Annotated in this window: 12 protein-coding genes, 1 tRNA gene and 3 rRNA genes; 2 read left to right on the forward strand and 14 right to left on the reverse strand. The window is 58.0% G+C overall.

The features are described from left to right. Nucleotides 1–7 precede the first annotated feature (7 nt). The 9 genes from rplM to RAH42_RS07875 form a co-directional block, all read right to left on the reverse strand. Entirely contained in the window at nucleotides 8–442 is a 435-nt protein-coding gene (rplM, locus tag RAH42_RS07835) for a 50S ribosomal protein L13 (RefSeq protein ID WP_078016246.1), read from the reverse strand. 187 nt (nucleotides 443–629) lie between these two features. Next, a complete protein-coding gene (locus tag RAH42_RS07840; RefSeq protein WP_078016247.1) occupies nucleotides 630–1667 on the reverse strand; it encodes a nicotinate phosphoribosyltransferase in 1038 nt (345 codons plus the stop codon). A gap of 21 nt (nucleotides 1668–1688) precedes the next feature. Then, a complete protein-coding gene (secG, locus tag RAH42_RS07845; RefSeq protein WP_078016248.1) occupies nucleotides 1689–1910 on the reverse strand; it encodes a preprotein translocase subunit SecG in 222 nt (73 codons plus the stop codon). A gap of 142 nt (nucleotides 1911–2052) precedes the next feature. After that, the gene (rdgB, locus tag RAH42_RS07850) at nucleotides 2053–2664 is read right to left on the reverse strand and encodes an RdgB/HAM1 family non-canonical purine NTP pyrophosphatase (protein ID WP_078016249.1); all 612 of its coding nucleotides are present in this window, start codon (nucleotides 2662–2664) and stop codon (nucleotides 2053–2055) included. Further along, nucleotides 2665–3393 (reverse strand): ribonuclease PH, encoded by a 729-nt coding sequence (rph, locus tag RAH42_RS07855; RefSeq protein WP_256385762.1) that lies wholly within the window; start codon nucleotides 3391–3393, stop codon nucleotides 2665–2667. 119 nt (nucleotides 3394–3512) lie between these two features. Then, on the reverse strand, nucleotides 3513–4172 hold the full coding sequence (locus RAH42_RS07860) for a hypothetical protein (protein WP_078016250.1): 660 nt from the start codon (nucleotides 4170–4172) through the stop codon (nucleotides 3513–3515). 48 nt (nucleotides 4173–4220) lie between these two features. Continuing rightward, the gene (locus RAH42_RS07865; RefSeq protein ID WP_317539204.1) at nucleotides 4221–5738 is read right to left on the reverse strand and encodes an N-acetylmuramoyl-L-alanine amidase; all 1518 of its coding nucleotides are present in this window, start codon (nucleotides 5736–5738) and stop codon (nucleotides 4221–4223) included. A 106-nt stretch (nucleotides 5739–5844) separates the two neighbouring features. Continuing rightward, nucleotides 5845–7194 (reverse strand): TldD/PmbA family protein, encoded by a 1350-nt coding sequence (locus tag RAH42_RS07870; RefSeq protein WP_078016252.1) that lies wholly within the window; start codon nucleotides 7192–7194, stop codon nucleotides 5845–5847. 11 nt (nucleotides 7195–7205) lie between these two features. Then, nucleotides 7206–8033 (reverse strand): PHP domain-containing protein, encoded by an 828-nt coding sequence (locus RAH42_RS07875; RefSeq protein ID WP_317539205.1) that lies wholly within the window; start codon nucleotides 8031–8033, stop codon nucleotides 7206–7208. Here RAH42_RS07875 and RAH42_RS07880 point away from each other — a divergent pair. Next, complete coding sequence (locus RAH42_RS07880) at nucleotides 8013–8246, forward strand: hypothetical protein (RefSeq protein ID WP_317539206.1); 234 nt, start codon at nucleotides 8013–8015, stop codon at nucleotides 8244–8246. The two genes, RAH42_RS07875 and RAH42_RS07880, sit on opposite strands and share 21 nt — an antisense overlap. Before the next feature lie 120 nt (nucleotides 8247–8366). Here RAH42_RS07880 and RAH42_RS07885 read toward each other — a convergent pair. The 4 genes from RAH42_RS07885 to RAH42_RS07900 form a co-directional block, all read right to left on the reverse strand. Then, nucleotides 8367–8443 (reverse strand) — tRNA-Ile (locus tag RAH42_RS07885). Between the two features lie 265 nt (nucleotides 8444–8708). Next, nucleotides 8709–8823: ribosomal RNA gene (rrf, locus tag RAH42_RS07890) — 5S ribosomal RNA — on the reverse strand. 131 nt (nucleotides 8824–8954) lie between these two features. Next, nucleotides 8955–11929: ribosomal RNA gene (locus RAH42_RS07895) — 23S ribosomal RNA — on the reverse strand. Nucleotides 11930–12233: 304 nt separating this feature from the next. Beyond that, nucleotides 12234–13758, reverse strand: a 16S ribosomal RNA gene (locus RAH42_RS07900). Together the 16S, 23S and 5S rRNA genes with 1 tRNA gene alongside form the textbook arrangement of a ribosomal RNA operon. Before the next feature lie 558 nt (nucleotides 13759–14316). Here RAH42_RS07900 and RAH42_RS07905 point away from each other — a divergent pair. After that, nucleotides 14317–15717, forward strand: coding sequence for a DegQ family serine endoprotease (locus RAH42_RS07905; protein WP_317539207.1), 1401 nt, complete (start codon nucleotides 14317–14319; stop codon nucleotides 15715–15717). 198 nt (nucleotides 15718–15915) lie between these two features. On the opposite strand, the gene RAH42_RS07910 is transcribed toward RAH42_RS07905, so the two are convergent. Beyond that, complete coding sequence (locus RAH42_RS07910) at nucleotides 15916–16431, reverse strand: OmpH family outer membrane protein (protein ID WP_078017049.1); 516 nt, start codon at nucleotides 16429–16431, stop codon at nucleotides 15916–15918. Nucleotides 16432–16435 lie beyond the last annotated feature (4 nt).

The following is a 16435-nucleotide window of genomic DNA, read 5'->3' on the forward strand; positions in this document are numbered from 1 at the left end:
TCCTTCTTTACAGAGTGATCGTCACGGGCTTCTGAGCCGCGTGAGGATGATTGGCGCCGGCGTAGACTTTCAGCTTGCGCCCGAAGTTCAGATGATTGTGTTTGGGAAGCATTCCCTTGATGATACGCTCAAGCAGGCGCACGGAGCTGCGCTTCATCGCCTCGCCGTAGGTCATTTCCTTGAATCCGCCGGGAAAGCCGCTGTAGGAATGGACCTTGGAAGTCTCCAGTTTGTTGCCGGTCAGGCCGACCTTGTCGGCGTTGATGATGACGACGAAGTCGCCCGTGTCGACGTGAGGCGTATAGATGGGCTTGTTCTTGCCCGTGAGGATCAGAGCGACGCGCGAAGCCAGACGTCCCGCGGGGACGTCGGTGGCGTCGATCAGGAACCAGTTCCGCTGAACGGTCTCTTTGCGAGCCATGAATGTCCGGTTGCCGGTCATTCGAAACACTCTCCTTTTACGTTCTTGTTTTGAAATACTGCATGAGATCGGACCGCCGGGCTCTGGGGAACCCAAGGGATCCAGTGTTTGGAGCGCAACCGTCACTTCATCGATCAGAGGCCGTAGGGAAGTGTGTGACAACTCTACCAAAGCTCGAACGAGGAGGCGCGTTTCTCACAATTGGATATTATACTCTCACCAGCAGCGGATTGTCCAGTGGTCCGGGCAATCTGCCGCGTTTCGCCACCGGTTTTCCGTCAACTTCCTTGAGATCCAGCGTCATGTCGATCTGCGCGCCGTGGCAGATGTAGCTGCCCACGCCGAAGGTGTCGGCTCCGGCCTCGGAAAGGACGCGGATCCGCTCGGGCGTCAGGCCGCCGGTCGCGACGATCTTGACGTGTTTAAACCCGGCCATGTCGAGGCGGTAACGGACTTCGCGGATCAATTCGGGGCCGACGCCGCCGCGCTCGCTGGGCGTGTCGAGGCGGATGGCGCCCAGATGCGGCCCGAGCGCCTGGGCGACGCGGAGCGCTTCTTCGCTCTCGTCCTTGAACGTATCGACGAGCACGACGCGCGTTTCGCCGGCCGGCGTGATCTCGTCGTACACTTTGGCCAGCTTGAGTGTGTCGCCGGCCATCAGGATCGCGGCATGGGGGATAGTGCCGGAGGGGTTCTGCCCCAGCAGTTTGGCACCGAGGATGCAGCTCGCCCCGGCGCAGCCGCCGACTTTCACGGCGATACGCTCCATCACGGGCGCGACGGCGGGATGGACATGCCGCGCGCCGAAGCAGAGCACGGGTTTGCCGGCCGCGGCGTCGACGCATTCGCGGGCCGCCGTCGCCCAGCCGGTCGAAGACGCCAACATGCCCAGCAGCGTGGTCTCGTACATGCCAAAGGCGCCGTACGGCCCGGTCAGGCGCATCAGCGTATCTTTCGGCTTGAAGGGCGTGCCCTCGGGAACGGCGTCGATGCGGACGTTTTTCCCGCGAAGAAGGCGGGCCGTCTCCTCCACGCCGGCGAAAATGCCGCTGCGGCGGGCGAAGACCTCCGCCACGACGGGAGTGTTCAGAAGGCCCATATGGTCAAGCAGATCGCGGGTCCTGATGAAATAGATGTCCGTGGTCAGACCGTTGAGGATTTCCTCGTGCGTCGCGCTGGGCAGACGGTCAGGGGAAACTTCTACCGACGCAACGTCTTTCAGAGTTTCGATGCTTGCAGTTGACATTGATCGCGGGCCTCTTTCGTATCAGAGAATGATCAAAGCAAGCGAGTTGAGCATGAACAGGGCGCAGACAATCACGGTGATCTTGGACAGGCCGGAGAAACGCGCCCACTGATTGGCCGTCGGATCGGCCAGCGTGGCGCCGCCGAAGATACCGCCGCGGCCTTGTTTGCGCGGCTGAAGCAAAACCACGGCCATCAGCACCACGCAAAGAAGAATCTGGACAATGGAAAGAAAAGTTTTCACTGGAGCGCACCTCCGAAAATTTTTGCTGAATCGTTCGTATCCATCTTACCCGATGAATTCCGAATGATTGTACCACAAAGTCCCGCCGGAGGGAAATCGGCCAACGGGGCGACCTCAAGAGGAATGTCTGCGCGCCTGATTTTCAACTTTTCAGGCGGTGCAGCATCTCGATAAAAGCCTGCGACGCCTTGGCCCGGTGCGATAATTTCGCTTTCGTCTCCGCCGGCAGCTCGCCGAACGTCAGGTCATATCCTTCGGGAATGAAAAGCGGGTCGTAACCGAAGCCGTTCCCGCCGCGCTTCTCCTGAATCACACGGCCGTTGCAGTAGGCCAACGTCTGCCAATGAACGCTTCCGTCGGGAAAAGCCAGCACGAGCGCCGCGGCGTAACGCGCGAAACGGTCCGACTCGCCGGCCATGTTGGCGATCAGCCACTGGCGGCAGGCTTCGTCGTCTTCGCCGCCGACGCGCGAAGAATAAATGCCCGGCTGCCAGTTCAGCGCGCGCACCTCGATGCCACTGTCGTCGCTGATGGCGGGCAGCCCCGTATGCTTTGCCCAAGCGCAGGCTTTCAGCGCCGCGTTTTCCAGAAAAGTGGCGCCGGTCTCCTCCACGCTCAACGGGCGTTCGCAATCGCCGCCGAAGATCAGTTCGATCCCGAGCGGCGCCAGAAGAGCGCGAAACTCTTCGTACTTGTGCCGGTTGCCGCTGGCGATCACCAGCTTTTGAAGCGAAACCCCGTCCATCACGATCATCTAACGGACCTCCGCGTCGTCCCATTGCAGCGTGCGGCGCTGCAACGCCGTCAGTTCGTGGATTCCCGCCGACGCCAGATCAAGCATCCCCGCCATCTCCTCGCGGGAAAACACGCCGCCTTCGCCCGTTCCCTGCACTTCGATAAAATCGCCCTGTCCGTTCTTGACGACGTTGAAATCGACCTCGGCGGTGCTGTCTTCCTCGTAACACAGATCCAGCAGCAGCCGTCCCCGCACCTTTCCGACGCTGACGGCCGCCACCGACGACTTGAGCGGCAGTTTCTCGAAAGCCCCCTGCCCGCGCAGCCAGCGCAGCGCGTCGACCAGCGCCACATAGGCGCCGGTGATCGAAGCGGTACGCGTGCCGCCGTCCGCCTGGATCACGTCGCAGTCGAGCGTGATGCAGCGCTCGCCCAGCGCGTCGAGATCCACGGCGGCGCGCAGCGAACGGCCGATGAGGCGCTGGATCTCCTGGCTGCGTCCGTTGACTCGCCCTTTTGCGGCATCCCGCGGCACGCGCACCGCCGTCGAACGCGGCAGCAGCGAATATTCGGCCGTCACCCAGCCTTTGCCCTGTCCGCGTAAAAAGGGCGGCACTTTGTCCTCCACCGTGGCCGTGCAGAGCACTCTGGTGCGCCCGCAGGAAATCACGCAGGACCCTTCGGAGTAAATGTTCCAGTTCCGTTCCATGGTCACGGGGCGAAGTGCGTCGGCCCGTTCTCTCGTCAAAGTATGAATCTCTTTTCGCCTCCATAAATAAAACGATAAGCAGTTTTTTCTGCCCGCGAGAATTTTGAAAAAATACAAGATCAGCGCGCACGAGCGTTTCCCGCGCGCTGATCTCTCACTCAGCCGTTCGCGTTTTCCAATCCCCAGGGGTCGGAAAGGCGAATCGAGCCGACGTTCTGCACCCAGCGGCCTTCCTGAAGGAAATAGACCTGTTTGACCGGCAGGAAATTCTCCACGACTGTGCGCACGATCCCCGTCAGCATCAGCAAAGCGCGCTCTTCCGACATCTTTCCCAGGCCGGCGGCGAACCCCTGCGGCAGATCGAGATAAACGGCGATGCCGTCGCGATAGACATGCTTTGCCTCCATGACGTTGGCCCAGCTTTCCGAAGATTCCCGGAAGATCGCGTTCACGGCTTGGATGATCTCGTCTTCCTGCACCTCGGACAGGACTTTCAAGCTGGCTTTCACCATGCCGTCGCGTCCAAGCGGGTAGACCGCAAGCTCTTTGCGCGGCCCCACGACGCTGTCGTTCGAATCCTCGGCCGCCAGGAGACGCTGCAGATCCTCCGTGTTGGAGACGACATTTTCCTGCTTGAGCACGTTCTTGCGATCAAGCATCTTCAAAAACAGATCGGCCCCGTAATAACCTGCCGCCAGAAAGATCACCATCACGCTCAGCTGCGCCAGCACGCGCAGGAAAAGCGGCGCGCGCCGCCGCGGCTGATAATATTCCTCACGGTCGGGCGTTCGCGGCCGGCGCGAGATCTCATCGTTCACTGTCGATCACTCCTCAAATAGGATCTCTTTCCCAAGGACTCTCGGGAATTAACGGTTGATGAAGTTTATTATACCTGATGCGATCGATTCCGCCATCCGCTGCTGATACGCCGGCTGCGCCAAACGCTTCGCTTCCGACAGCTCGGTGATGAACCCCGTCTCGATCAGCACCGACGGCATGACCGCGCCGCGCAGCACCCAGAAAGGCGCCTGAGCGACTCGCTTCATGTCCAGCCGGCTCTCCTGCCCCGCTTTGAACAGCTCCTCGGCCAGATCGGTGCTTTCGTCGATCTTGGCATTCTGCTGCATGTTGCCCAAGATCGACAGCAGCATCTCAGTTCTCTTGTCCGACGATCCCTTCTTGCCGGAACTGTCCTCGGCTATCTCGGCGTTTTCGATTCTCGCCAGCGTCATGGCGTCTTTGTCGGTCGGCAGGGCCATGATATAGATTTCCACGCCTTTGGAATGGCGCCCTTTGGGCAGGGCGTTGAGATGGATGCTGATAAACACGTCCGCCTTCCAGTCGTTCGCCATTTGCGTGCGTTCCCGCAGCGTGGGATACGTATCCCCTTCCCGGGTCATGCGCACGGTCACCGCTCGCGAACGCAGCTCTTTCGCCACCCGCTTGGCAATCTGCAAGGCGAGATCCTTCTCCCGATACCCGTGCGCCATGGCGCCGGGATCCTTGCCGCCGTGCCCCGCGTCGATGACGACGAGTTTCTTGCCCTTGCGGGAACGCGGCGCCGGAGAAGGCGGCTTTTTTTCACGAGATTTGTCCTCTCCGCCTTTCGCGCCCAGCTTCTTATCATCCTTCTGGCTTCCGTCCCTCGCGGAAAACTCCCCGCTTTCGTTTCGACGCGAGGTTGTGTCGTCCAGCTTGAAATCCATGACAAGGCGATAAGGATCGCTCAACGTGAAGACTTTGACCGTTCTGCCGGGAAAAGAAAAATCCAGCCGCGCCGTGGAATCGTTCTTAACCGACAGGGCGATGTCGGAACGCGCGGATTTGAGGCCGCGCCTTTGCGAGGCCTTCATCGGCGCAAGCACCACGGTCAGCGTTTCATCCCGAACGGTATATGAAGGTTCGGCAGAGCCCTCGAGATCGATAACAGCCCGCACGTCGGCATGATCGCCGCCCCACCTCAGCGCTTTCAGCCGGGGAAGATCCTGCGCCTTTTGCTGTTCCCGCCGGAGCGGTCCCCGCTGTGGCGCGTCGTTGGCGGGCGTTTTCTTCCGATCGCCCGATCCCCGCTCCACCGGAGGCGTTTGCCGCTTTCCCGCCCCTGACCATTGCAAGGCCACGTTCCGCCCGTTTCTCTTCAGAAATTGCGAGAACACGCTCAGCACCGTGTCAGTGTCAACCCACCAGTGCCCATCTTCCATACGCGCCCGTGCCGGCAGAGCGACGACGCTGTACCCGATCCACACGACCGCCGCGCCGCGCACGAAGCGCAGCCCGACGGGAGCCTGCACGACCAGTTCCTCTTTTTCCCGCCGGGGCTGGTATCCAAGCCCCGCCGCTATCTGGTCCGCCGCAGCCATGCGGAGCGAATGAAACTCCTTCACCTCGACGCTTCCGGAAACTCCGGCACCGCTCCACTGCCACGTGCTTGCGCCGGCGCTCGAAACGACCCAAAGGCAAAGGAAAATGACAAGCGCAACGTTCAAACATTTATTTTCCAGCCACCGCAATATCGTCCACCACCATTGTGCAGCCGCCGAAACGGTCATAGAACCGTAAATCGCCGCCGACTTCAATAATTTTATTCAGGAATTCGCACAGATTCCCGGCGATCGTCACCGCGGAGACGGGGCGGGAAACGCCGTTCTTATGATACAGCCCGCGCGCCGCCAGCGAAAAATCTCCGCTGACCGAGTCAACCGTATGCAGCCCCATCAACTCAGTGACACGGAAGCAGCCGTCGTAAGCCGCCGCAAGCTCCTCCGCCGAACGCTTCCCGGGCACGACGAACAGGTTGTTCACGTCGACGTCGGGCACGGAGGAGAGCCCGCGGCTGCCGTTCCCCGTCGAAATCGTTCCCAGACGTTTTCCGTATTGCAAATTGCTCAGCCAGGAAACAAGACGGCCGTGGTCAAGCAAAACCGTCCGCTGCGTGGCAACGCACTCGGCGTCGCAGGCGGCCGTTCCCATGCCGCCATACAGCCGTCCGTCGTCCACAAGCGTCACGACGGGCGAAGCCACCTGTTCCCCCATTTTGTCAGCCAGAAGCGTCAGCCCTTTGCAGACATTCGAGGCGAAAAACAGCACTGCCAGTCCCTCGAGAAAGGAAGCGACAACCTCCGGCTCGAGGATGAGCGTATAGCGCCCCGTCGGCAAAGGCTCACCGTGCAGCAGGCGTACCGTGCGCGCGACAGCCTCGTCGACCGGCAGCCGGGAAGAGAGCGCCGCCCGAGAACGTCCGTCCAGACTCGCTCCGCCAATCTCGACGGCCTCGCCGTCCTCCGCCATTACTGTGACGCCGATCCCGCCGGCGGTGGAACGACTTTGACAGGAAACGCCATAACTGTTGATCGTCAACGATTCTTCCCAGCCGATAAAAACACTGGCATCGCGCACCGTGCGCACACGTCGGTCGAGAGCTCGGGCCTGACGACTCATTTGCAGACAGAGCTCGATCTGTTCCCGAGGATCCCACGCGACCAACCCAGGATCGTCAATGCCCAGATCGACCGCCGGAACTGCCGGCTGTGTCCTCGCAAAGACGACGTCGTCCTCCGCGGCGCCATGCCGCGCATTGCGAAAAGCGTTTTCGCACAGCACGGCGACGGCGCGGTCGTCGATATCATAAAGGCTCGCTACGCCCTGGCGATGCTCCCGGTCCAGAATGCGCAGCCCAAGACACTCGGAAATCGAAGAATGACTTTTTTCCAGCGCCTCATCGCAGACCGAAAACGAACGACTGCCATAACCGCACCAGACACATTCCGCCGCCAATGCTCCGCCGGCTTTGGCACTAGAAAGCATGCGCTCGAGCAAACGCCGCGCCGTGTCGATATTCATCCAGGCGCCCTCTACATCCTCAACCCCAATCGAGCCCACGGCAAAAGATTTTCAGGAACCGACACGCCGAAATGGTATCCCGGGCGCCCTCTGCCATGATAATCGGACCCCGCCGTGACCTCGAGGCCGTTCGCCGCCGCCAGCGCTTTGTAGGCCTCGCTCTGCTCCCTGCTGTGGTGCCCCGAGTAACATTCAAGCCCCCATAGCCCAAGCGATTTCAGCCAGCGCAGAATGTCCGGCAGTTCCTTGATATCCGGGCACGTCTGCACCGGATGCGCCAGCACGGAAAGGCCGCCCGCACGATGGATCGCGCGGATCGTTTCTTCAGGCGACAAACTGACCTTGTGAACGTACGCCTTCCCTTGCCGTCCCAAATACTCCGAGAAGGCCGTCGGCACGTCGCGGACGATCCCCCTGCGGATCAGCGCATAGGCAAAATGCGGACGGCCGACAACGCCCTTTCCCGCTTCATCCTGAACGTCCTTCAACGTTATGGGGATCCCCAGTTCGTTCAACTTGGCAAGAACCCGACGGTTGCGCTCCTCACGATAATATTGGATCTTTGCCAGCGCCGCACGAAACTCTTCGTCCTGAGGATCATAATTATAGCCCAAGATATGCAGTGTCCGCGGATATTCCGCGGAGATCTCCACTCCCGAAACAGCTCTGATGCCCAACTTGCGGCACATCGACATGAAGGCGGGAACGCCCTTCATCGTATCGTGATCGGTCAGGGACATCACCGCCAGCCCGCGTTTTTTGCCAAGGCGCGCCAGCGCTTCGGGAGAATCGCTCCCATCAGAACAGAGACTGTGAAAATGCATATCGACGCGCATCATTTACGTTCGTCCGCCTTTCGCGAACAAACTCCCCATTTCAAGATGCCCATGAGCAACGGCAAACGCGCCGCAAAACATGGTATCAACTCCTTTCGCCGTCCCGCCGAAAAAACGACAGAACGACCCACTGCGTTAACTATAACAGAATTTAAGCCATTTTGCGAAAAGAAACCGGACGCTCCGCCACAAATTGGTATTTTCTCCTATTTTTAAATTCAGCGTGAAGATCCCCCTGCGGATTTCGCCGACGCCGCCCATACGGCCGTAACAGATCCTGCTTCAGCCGAAAAAAAGCAAAAAAAAACCACGACTTTCGTCGTGGTGAACCGACCATGGTGGGCCGCAGAAGATTTGAACTTCTGACCTCTCGGTTATCAGCCGAGTGCTCTGACCAACTGAGCTAGCGGCCCTCTTTCGTGAGTACACGAGGAATTGTACCACAAAATTCTCATTTGTGAAGCCCTGAAATTTATTTTCCTCCCCAATCGGCGGTTGAAAGAGAAACACCACAAGGCCGAAGCGAGCAGAGTTTACAAAAAAGGCCGGCCCGCGGCGGGAAGGATTTTCCGCAGCGGGCCGGCGATTTTTGAACGAAGATTTTTAAGCGAAGATTTTCGAGCGGAGAAAGGAAGAGAAAAAGAGAAGAAGGAAGAAGTAAGGAAGAAAAAACAGAGACACGGGCGACGACCTACTCTCCCGCGAAGCGAATCGCAGTACCATCGGCGCGTGAGGGCTTAACTGCCGGGTTCGGCATGGGACCGGGTGGACCCCCTCCGCATTTATCACCAGTATCTCTGTTCAATTCGACTTCCGCAACTGCCATGGACGCGTCCACAGTCAGTGCGAAAGCGAAACCTTTTCGTTGTTCTTTTTTCGTTTCTCTTTTTCGTTTCTCTTCTCTCGAACAGCACGAAACTGAAACAGGTTAAGGCCTCGGTGTATTAGTACCGGTTAACTCAACGTCTCGCAACGCTTCCATTCCCGGCCTATCGAACCCCTCGTCTCGGGGACACCTTACTACCTTCTGGTATGAGATATCTCATCTTGGGGGCGGTTTCCCGCTTAGATGCCTTCAGCGGTTATCCGGGCCGTACTTGGCTACTCTGCTGATGCGGCTGGCGCCACAACAGATACACCAGTGGTACGTCCACTCCGGTCCTCTCGTACTAGGAGCAGCTCCCCTCAAATATCTTGCGCCCGTGGTGGATAGGGACCAAACTGTCTCACGACGTTTTGAACCCAGCTCGCGTACCGCTTTAATGGGCGAACAGACCAACCCTTGGGACCTGCTACAGCCCCAGGATGCGACGAGCCGACATCGAGGTGCCAAACCTCCCCGTCGATGGGAACTCTCGGGGGAGATCAGCCTGTTATCCCCAGGGTAGCTTTTATCCGATGAGCGACGGCCTTTCCATTCAGCACCGCCGGATCACTAGGACCGACTTTCGTCTCTGCTCGAAATGTCTCTCTCGCAGTTAAGCCAACTTATACCCTTGCGCTCTCTTGGCGGTTTCCATTCGCCATGAGTTGACCTTTGCGCGCCTCCGTTACTCTTTGGGAGGCGACCGCCCCAGTCAAACTGCCCGCCTGACTGTGTCCTCTTCGTCGATTCAGACGCTAAAGTTAGACATTCGAAATCACAAGGGTGGTATCCCAACGATGGCTCCAAGAAAGCCAAAGCTCTCTCTTCTCCGCCTCCCACCTATCCTGTGCATGTGATTTCAAATATCAGTATCAGGCTACAGTAAAGCTCCATGGGGTCTTTCCGTCCTACCACGGGGAACCGGCGTCTTGACCGGTACCACAATTTCACTGGATCTCTCGTTGAGACAGCGCTCAAATCGTTACGCCATTCGTGCAGGTCGGAACTTACCCGACAAGGAATTTCGCTACCTTAGGACCGTTATAGTTACGGCCGCCGTTTACTGGGGCTTCATTTCCAAGCTGCGCCTTGCGGCTCACTCTTCCATTTAACCTTCCAGCACCGGGCAGGCGTCAGACTCTATACTTCGACTTGCGTCTTATGCAGAGTCCTGTGTTTTTGGTAAACAGTCGCTTGAGCCTGGTTTCTGTGGCTGCTCCCCGCTTCACCTTACGATTGACGGGGGCAGCACTCCTTCTCCCTAAGTTACGGAGTTAACTTGCAGAGTTCCTTAACGAGAGTTATTCCACTCACCTTAGCTTGCTCAGCTTGACCACCTGTGTCGGTTTCGGGTACGGGCGCCATAAGTTCTCCCTAGCAGGTTTTCCTGGCAGCGGAGCTTCAACAGCTTCGCCTCGAAATGAGGCTCCCTCTCGGATCTCGGCCTTGACGGGGCGATGTGCTTGACTGTCGCCCCAGCCTGCTTCCTTGGACTGGCTCTTCCATCAGCCGGCCTGTCTAGCTTTCTGCGTCGCTGCTTCGGTCGTAGCGAACTTATCGCGGGGCAGGAATTTCAACCTGCTGTCCATCATCTACGCTTTTCAGCCTTGACTTAGGCCCCGCCTTACCCTGGGCGGATCAACCTTCCCCAGGAATCCTTGGTCTTCCGGTGTATTTGATTCTCGCAAATATGTCGTTACTCATGCCGGCATTCTCACTACTCAGCTGTCCACGAAACTTTACAATTTCGCTTCGTCCCGCTGACTACGCTCCCCTACCGATAGATTGCTCTATCCCATAGCTTCGGCGGCATGCTTAGCCCCCTACATTTTCGGCGCGGGGGTCCTCGACCAGTGAGCTGTTACGCACTCTTTAAAGGATGGCTGCTTCTGAGCCAACCTCCTGGCTGTTTCGGGGTCCCTACATCCTTGTCACACTTAGCATGCTCTTCGGGGCCTTAGCTGATGATCTGGGCTGTTTCCCTTTCGACCACGAACCTTATCACCCGCGGTCTCACTCCTGATTTCTACGTGGCGGCATTCGGAGTTTGATGGCTCGCGCAAATCCCCCAGGACCGCTTGAGCTGTCAGTCGCTCTACCTCCGTCACGAATCCATCAAGGCTGCACCTCAATGCATTTCGGGGAGAACCAGCTATTACCTAACTCGATTAGCTTTTCACTCCTAACCACAGGTCATCCAAGACTTTTTCAACAGGCACTGGTGCGGTCCTCCATGGGGTTTCACCCCCACTTCAACCTGCCCATGGCTAGATCGTCAGGCTTCGGGTTTATTGCAGGCAACTTCGCGCTCTCTTCGAACTCGCTTTCGCTTCGGCTCCGGAACTTCATCCCTTAACCTCGCTGCATGCAATATCTCGCCGGCTCATTTTTCAATAGGCACGCTGTCACTTTCCATACATCGCTGTATTTCCAGCTCCAACTGCTTGTAGGCATACGATTTCAGGTCTCTTTCACTCCCCTCCCGGGGTGCTTTTCACCTTTCCCTCTCGGTACTATGCGCTATCGGTCACTTACAGTATTTAGCCTTGGACCATGGGCGGCCCGGATTCAAACGGAATTTCTCGTGCTCCGCTCTACTTGGGATTCGGTCTTCAGAGGGATCGGGTTTTCGTCTACGCGGCTTTCACGTTCTGCGGCTCGCTTTTCCAACACGATTCGACTAACCCGAGCTTTTCTTACTCTGCGGAAGCTCAGCAGCGCTTCCCCGACTGTCCCGCAACTCCCTCCGCAGCAACGGCTGCTGCCTTGCACTGCGGGGGTTTAGGCTGGCCCCTGTTCGCTCACCACTACTGGGGGATCTCTTCGATTTCTTTTCCTCCGGCTACTGAGATGTTTCACTTCACCGGGTTCCTCTCCTTTACGGAGTCACGGGTCTGCACCCGTGGGGTTGCCCCATTCAGATATCCGCGGATCGAGGCCTGCTTGCGGCTCCCCGCGGCGTTTCGCCGCTTGCTGCGTCTTTCGTCGGCTGTAAGTGCCTAGGCATCCGTCGTATGCCCTTTCTACCTTAACCTGTTTCAGTTTCGTCCTGTTCGATTGTCAAATGGCTGGGCGCGCGGGAGGGGGATCCGGTTTCCCGAGGATCTTTCTCCAACGCTGGATGCCGCGCGCTCTTTCGGCGCTTGCTCTTTGGCGTTTTGCGTTTGGCGCTCGGCGCTTTCTTAATCCAGGCATAAAACGCCCGGTTGGGTTCCTTGACTCGAAGAGGGGGAGAGAAGCGGCGTGAAGCGGGGGAAGATGTTTTGGTATTTCTGTCGTGCAAACGTGCAGCTTGTTTCGTTCAGCTTGAGTTCTCGTTCGCTGATGGTGCTCCTTAGAAAGGAGGTGATCCAGCCGCACGTTCCCGTACGGCTACCTTGTTACGACTTCACCCTCCTCACCGGACACTCTTTAGGCGGATCCTTCCTTGCGGTTAGGCCTCCGGCTTGGAGAGCACCCGACTCGGATGGTGTGACGGGCGGTGTGTACAAGGCCCGGGAACGTATTCACCGCGGCTTGGCTGATCCGCGATTACTAGCGATTCCAACTTCATGCAGTCGAGTTGCAGACTGCAATCCGAACTGGGGATGGCTTTCCGGGATCTGCTTCACCTTCCGGTCTCGCTTCTCTCTGTACCATCCATTGTAGCATGTGTGTCGCCCTGGACATATGGGCCATGATGACTTGACGTCGTCCCCACCTTCCTCCATCTTGTCGATGGCAGTCTCGCCGGAGTGCTCAGCTTTACCTGGTAGCAACTGGCAATAGGGGTTGCGCTCGTTGCGGGACTTAACCCAACATCTCACGACACGAGCTGACGACAGCCATGCAGCACCTGTTCACGTTCCCTTCCTTGCGGAGGGGTCGATCCGCTTTCGCTTCTCTACCGCGTGTATGTCAAGTCCAGGTAAGGTTCTTCGGTTTGCATCGAATTAAACCACGTGCTCCACCGCTTGTGCGGGCCCCCGTCAATTCCTTTGAGTTTCAATCTTGCGACCGTACTCCCCAGGCGGTATGCTTATCGCGTTAACTTCGGCACGAAACTATCGCTAGTCTCACACCCAGCATACATCGTTTACTGCCAGGACTACCGGGGTATCTAATCCCGTTCGCTCCCCTGGCTTTCGCGCTTCAGCGTCAGTATGCAGCCAGCAAACCGCCTTCGCCACTGGTATTCTTCCTGATATCTACGCATTTCACCGCTACACCAGGAATTCTGTTTGCCTCTCTGCTTCTCAAGCTCTCCAGTTTCGTCTGCGAAAAAGGGTTAAGCCCTTCCATTTGACAGACGACTTGAAGCGCCGCCTACGCGCCCTTTACGCCCAGTAATTCCGGACAACGCTCGCTCCCTACGTATTACCGCGGCTGCTGGCACGTAGTTAGCCGGAGCTTCCTCGCAGGGTACCGTCACTTCCTTCTTCCCCTGCAACAGAGGTTTACAACCCGAAGGCTGTCTTCCCTCACGCGGCGTCGCTGGGTCAGGCTTCCGCCCATTGCCCAATATTCCCCACTGCTGCCTCCCGTAGGAGTCTGGACCGTCTCTCAGTTCCAATGTGGCCGGTCGACCTCTCAGTCCGGCTACCCGTCTTCGGTTTGGTGAGCTTTCACCTCACCAACTGCCTGATAGGACACAAGTCTCTCCAAAAGCGCATCTCTGCTTTTCACCTTCCGGCTTATGAGGTATTAGCTCCGGTTTCCCGAAGGTGTCCCTCTCTTTCGGACAAGTCCTTGTGCTTTACTCACCCGTCCGCTGCTCGAATGATTCAATTCAACATATGTCTCCTCAAACCATCCTCGCTCAACTTGCATGTGTTAAGCACGCCGCCAGCGTTCGTCCTGAGCCAGGATCAAACTCTCCGTTGAATCCTTTATCCTTACCTGTTCCATCTTCTCGGATCGTTCCCGCTTGGCTTCTCTTCCTCGTCCTCTTCGGTTGTCAAGAAACGGCGTCGCACGCTCTCCAGCCGCTCTCTCTCTTCCAAAAACGGCTTTCCCGCGCGCAACACGGCGTATATTAACGCGAACCGGCGATTATGTCCATATCTACGAAAAGCATTCTGTATTTTTTGAACGACGACTTTTCGATTTCATTGCGGGACATTTCGCGCTCATTCAACGATTTTACTCCCAAATTCTCGAACTTATAATCCGATCTGACACAATTAATCCACGTTATTGAAACATTGTCACAAAATTTTCACGGCGCGGCGATGCCCGTCGGTTCCCAAACAAATGATTCTTCTCTCGGCCGAGTGCCGTCTTTTGGATAAACTTTATTGATTTGAAAGGAGCAAAGAATAAATTCAAGTTTAGCTGTTTTGTATAAAACATCAATGCGCAAACAGCCGTTTTCGTGTAATATGTGCATCGTTGAGGCGGGACCGTCGCGTCCTGCCCGATTCTTTGCGGAGGTGAAATTTTATGGAACTGAGAAAACTGAAAAGATCTCTTATAGGCATTATACTGGCTACCATGGTCGCAGGCGGCATACCCGCTTTTTCTGGGACGCTGCCGCCTGAAGCGCTGACTGCCGGCAGTCCCGTGGCTGATCTGGTCGAGAAGGTCGGTCACGCGGTCGTCAATATCGACGTCGAAGGTACGGTCACGCGCACGGTGAATCAGGGGCTGCCCAACGACCCCTTCTTCAGGGAGTTCTTCGGCGACATGTTCCGCGAGTACACGCGCCGCGTTCCCATGAAAGGGGCCGGGAGCGGCTTCGTCGTCTCCAAGGACGGCCGCATCCTCACCAACAACCACGTCATCGACGGCGCCGACAAGATCACGGTCACGTTCTTCGACGGCAAGACCATGGAAGCTTCGGTGATCGGACGCGATCCGACGTTCGACATTGCCGTGATCAAGGTGGACGGCAAAGACCTTCCCACGCTCGAGCTGGGCGACAGCGACAAGATCCGCGTCGGCGAGACCATGGTCGCCATCGGCAACACGCTGGGGCTGGGGCTGGAGCCCACCGTGACGGTCGGCGTCCTTTCGGCGCGCAACCGCAGCATTCACTTGCAGAACTTCAATTTCGACGGTTTCCTGCAGACCGACGCTTCGATCAACCCCGGCAACAGCGGCGGCCCCCTGCTTGACATGCAGGGCCGCGTGATCGGCATCAACACGGCCATTATCCCCTCGGCCCAGGGAATCGGCTTCGCGATCCCCATCAACATGGCCAAGCAGGTCATGAACGACATCGTCGCCTACGGCAAAGTCCGCCGCGGCCAGATGGGCGTCTATCTGCAGCCCATCACCGAGGACATCGCTTCGGCTTTCGAGCTGAAGAACACCAAGGGCGCCCTGATCGCCGACGTGGTCCCCGACTCTCCCGCCGAAAAGGCCGGCCTGAAGCGCGGCGACGTCATCGTCAAGCTCGACGGCAAAGAGGTGGAAGACAGCGTCAAGCTGAGCACTTCGGTGCGCCAGCACATGGCCGGCGACAAGATCAATCTCGAGGTGCTCCGCAACGGCAAGACCATGAACTTCTCGCTGACGCTTGCGGAAGTGGATACCACGGTCGCCGACGCCAGCACGGCGGAGAAAATCGGCTTCACCGTGGCAACGATCACTCCGGAACTGCGCAAAGAGCTGAAGCTCTCGGAGCGCGACAGCGGCCTGGTCGTCACCGAAGTGGAAGAAAAATCCCTGGCGGCTCGCTCCGGCCTGCGCCGCGGCGACATCATCCTCCAGGCCGGCGGCCGCGAAGTGAACAACTCCGGCGATCTGTTCAAGGTCATCGGTTCCACCAAGAGAAACCGTGTGCCCCTGCTGATCCGCAGATACGGCCGCACGCAGTACCTGCCTCTGAACGTCAAATAAGCTTTCCGGCTCCACAAACGAACGCCGGGATGCAGCGGACATTTCCGTCTCCTGCGTCCCGGCTCTTTTTGTCGAAGCGATAAGCGCGGCAAACAAGACGATCCCCGCCGCTGGACTCGTTTTTTCCGAATCCAGCGGCGGGGATCGCGTCGTACTTTCAATGCGCGCTCTTCAAGACAGCGCTGTAAAAGATCGTTTCTACTTTTGGGCAGGCTGAGCCGGAGCCGGTTTGTTCACCGTCACCGTGGGCAAAGCGGCGAACTTGGGAGTGCGCTTGTTCATTTCCTTCATCACCGCGCTCGTCACGTCGAGCTTGGGGACTGCGCCAAGAAGCAGCTGACGGCTCACGACCGCCTGAATCTTGGGATTTTTCTTCTGCCACGCCTCCGTTGCCGCCATCAGTTCCGACTGCAGAACCGCCAGCACGGCATTGCGCTCGACCGCCATCTGCTGCTCCAGCGCAGCCTGTCCCTGCCTGATGATCTCCTGCGCCTCGGGCGAGTTCTCCCGGCCGCGGTACAGAGCCACCAAGTCGTTGTATCCCTTCTGAAGCACTTTCTGCACCTCGTTCAGGTGCTCCTGCCCCTTCTTGCCGGGAGTCGACTGGGCCAGGATCCTCTCCGCATCCACCACCGCGATCTCCGTGGCCGGAGCCGTTCCCGCCGCCGCACCCATCAGCAGTACCGCCAGAAAAATCGTCATCGCTCGTCTCATCGCA

The organism is Pyramidobacter sp. YE332 (assembly GCF_033060595.1).
Lineage (GTDB): Bacteria > Synergistota > Synergistia > Synergistales > Dethiosulfovibrionaceae > Pyramidobacter.

Excerpts from the sequence above, each read along its gene's own strand:
- rplM (WP_078016246.1), bottom strand. The coding sequence starts at position 442 with ATGACCGGCAACCGGACATTCATGGCTCGCAAAGAGACCGTTCAGCGG.
- RAH42_RS07840 (WP_078016247.1), bottom strand. The coding sequence starts at position 1,667 with ATGTCAACTGCAAGCATCGAAACTCTGAAAGACGTTGCGTCGGTAGAA.
- rdgB (WP_078016249.1), bottom strand. The coding sequence starts at position 2,664 with ATGATCGTGATGGACGGGGTTTCGCTTCAAAAGCTGGTGATCGCCAGC.
- RAH42_RS07870 (WP_078016252.1), bottom strand. The coding sequence starts at position 7,194 with ATGAATATCGACACGGCGCGGCGTTTGCTCGAGCGCATGCTTTCTAGT.
- RAH42_RS07880 (WP_317539206.1), top strand. The coding sequence starts at position 8,013 with ATGCATATCGACGCGCATCATTTACGTTCGTCCGCCTTTCGCGAACAA.
- RAH42_RS07875 (WP_317539205.1), bottom strand. The coding sequence starts at position 8,033 with ATGATGCGCGTCGATATGCATTTTCACAGTCTCTGTTCTGATGGGAGC.
- RAH42_RS07905 (WP_317539207.1), top strand. The coding sequence starts at position 14,317 with ATGGAACTGAGAAAACTGAAAAGATCTCTTATAGGCATTATACTGGCT.
- RAH42_RS07910 (WP_078017049.1), bottom strand. The coding sequence starts at position 16,431 with ATGAGACGAGCGATGACGATTTTTCTGGCGGTACTGCTGATGGGTGCG.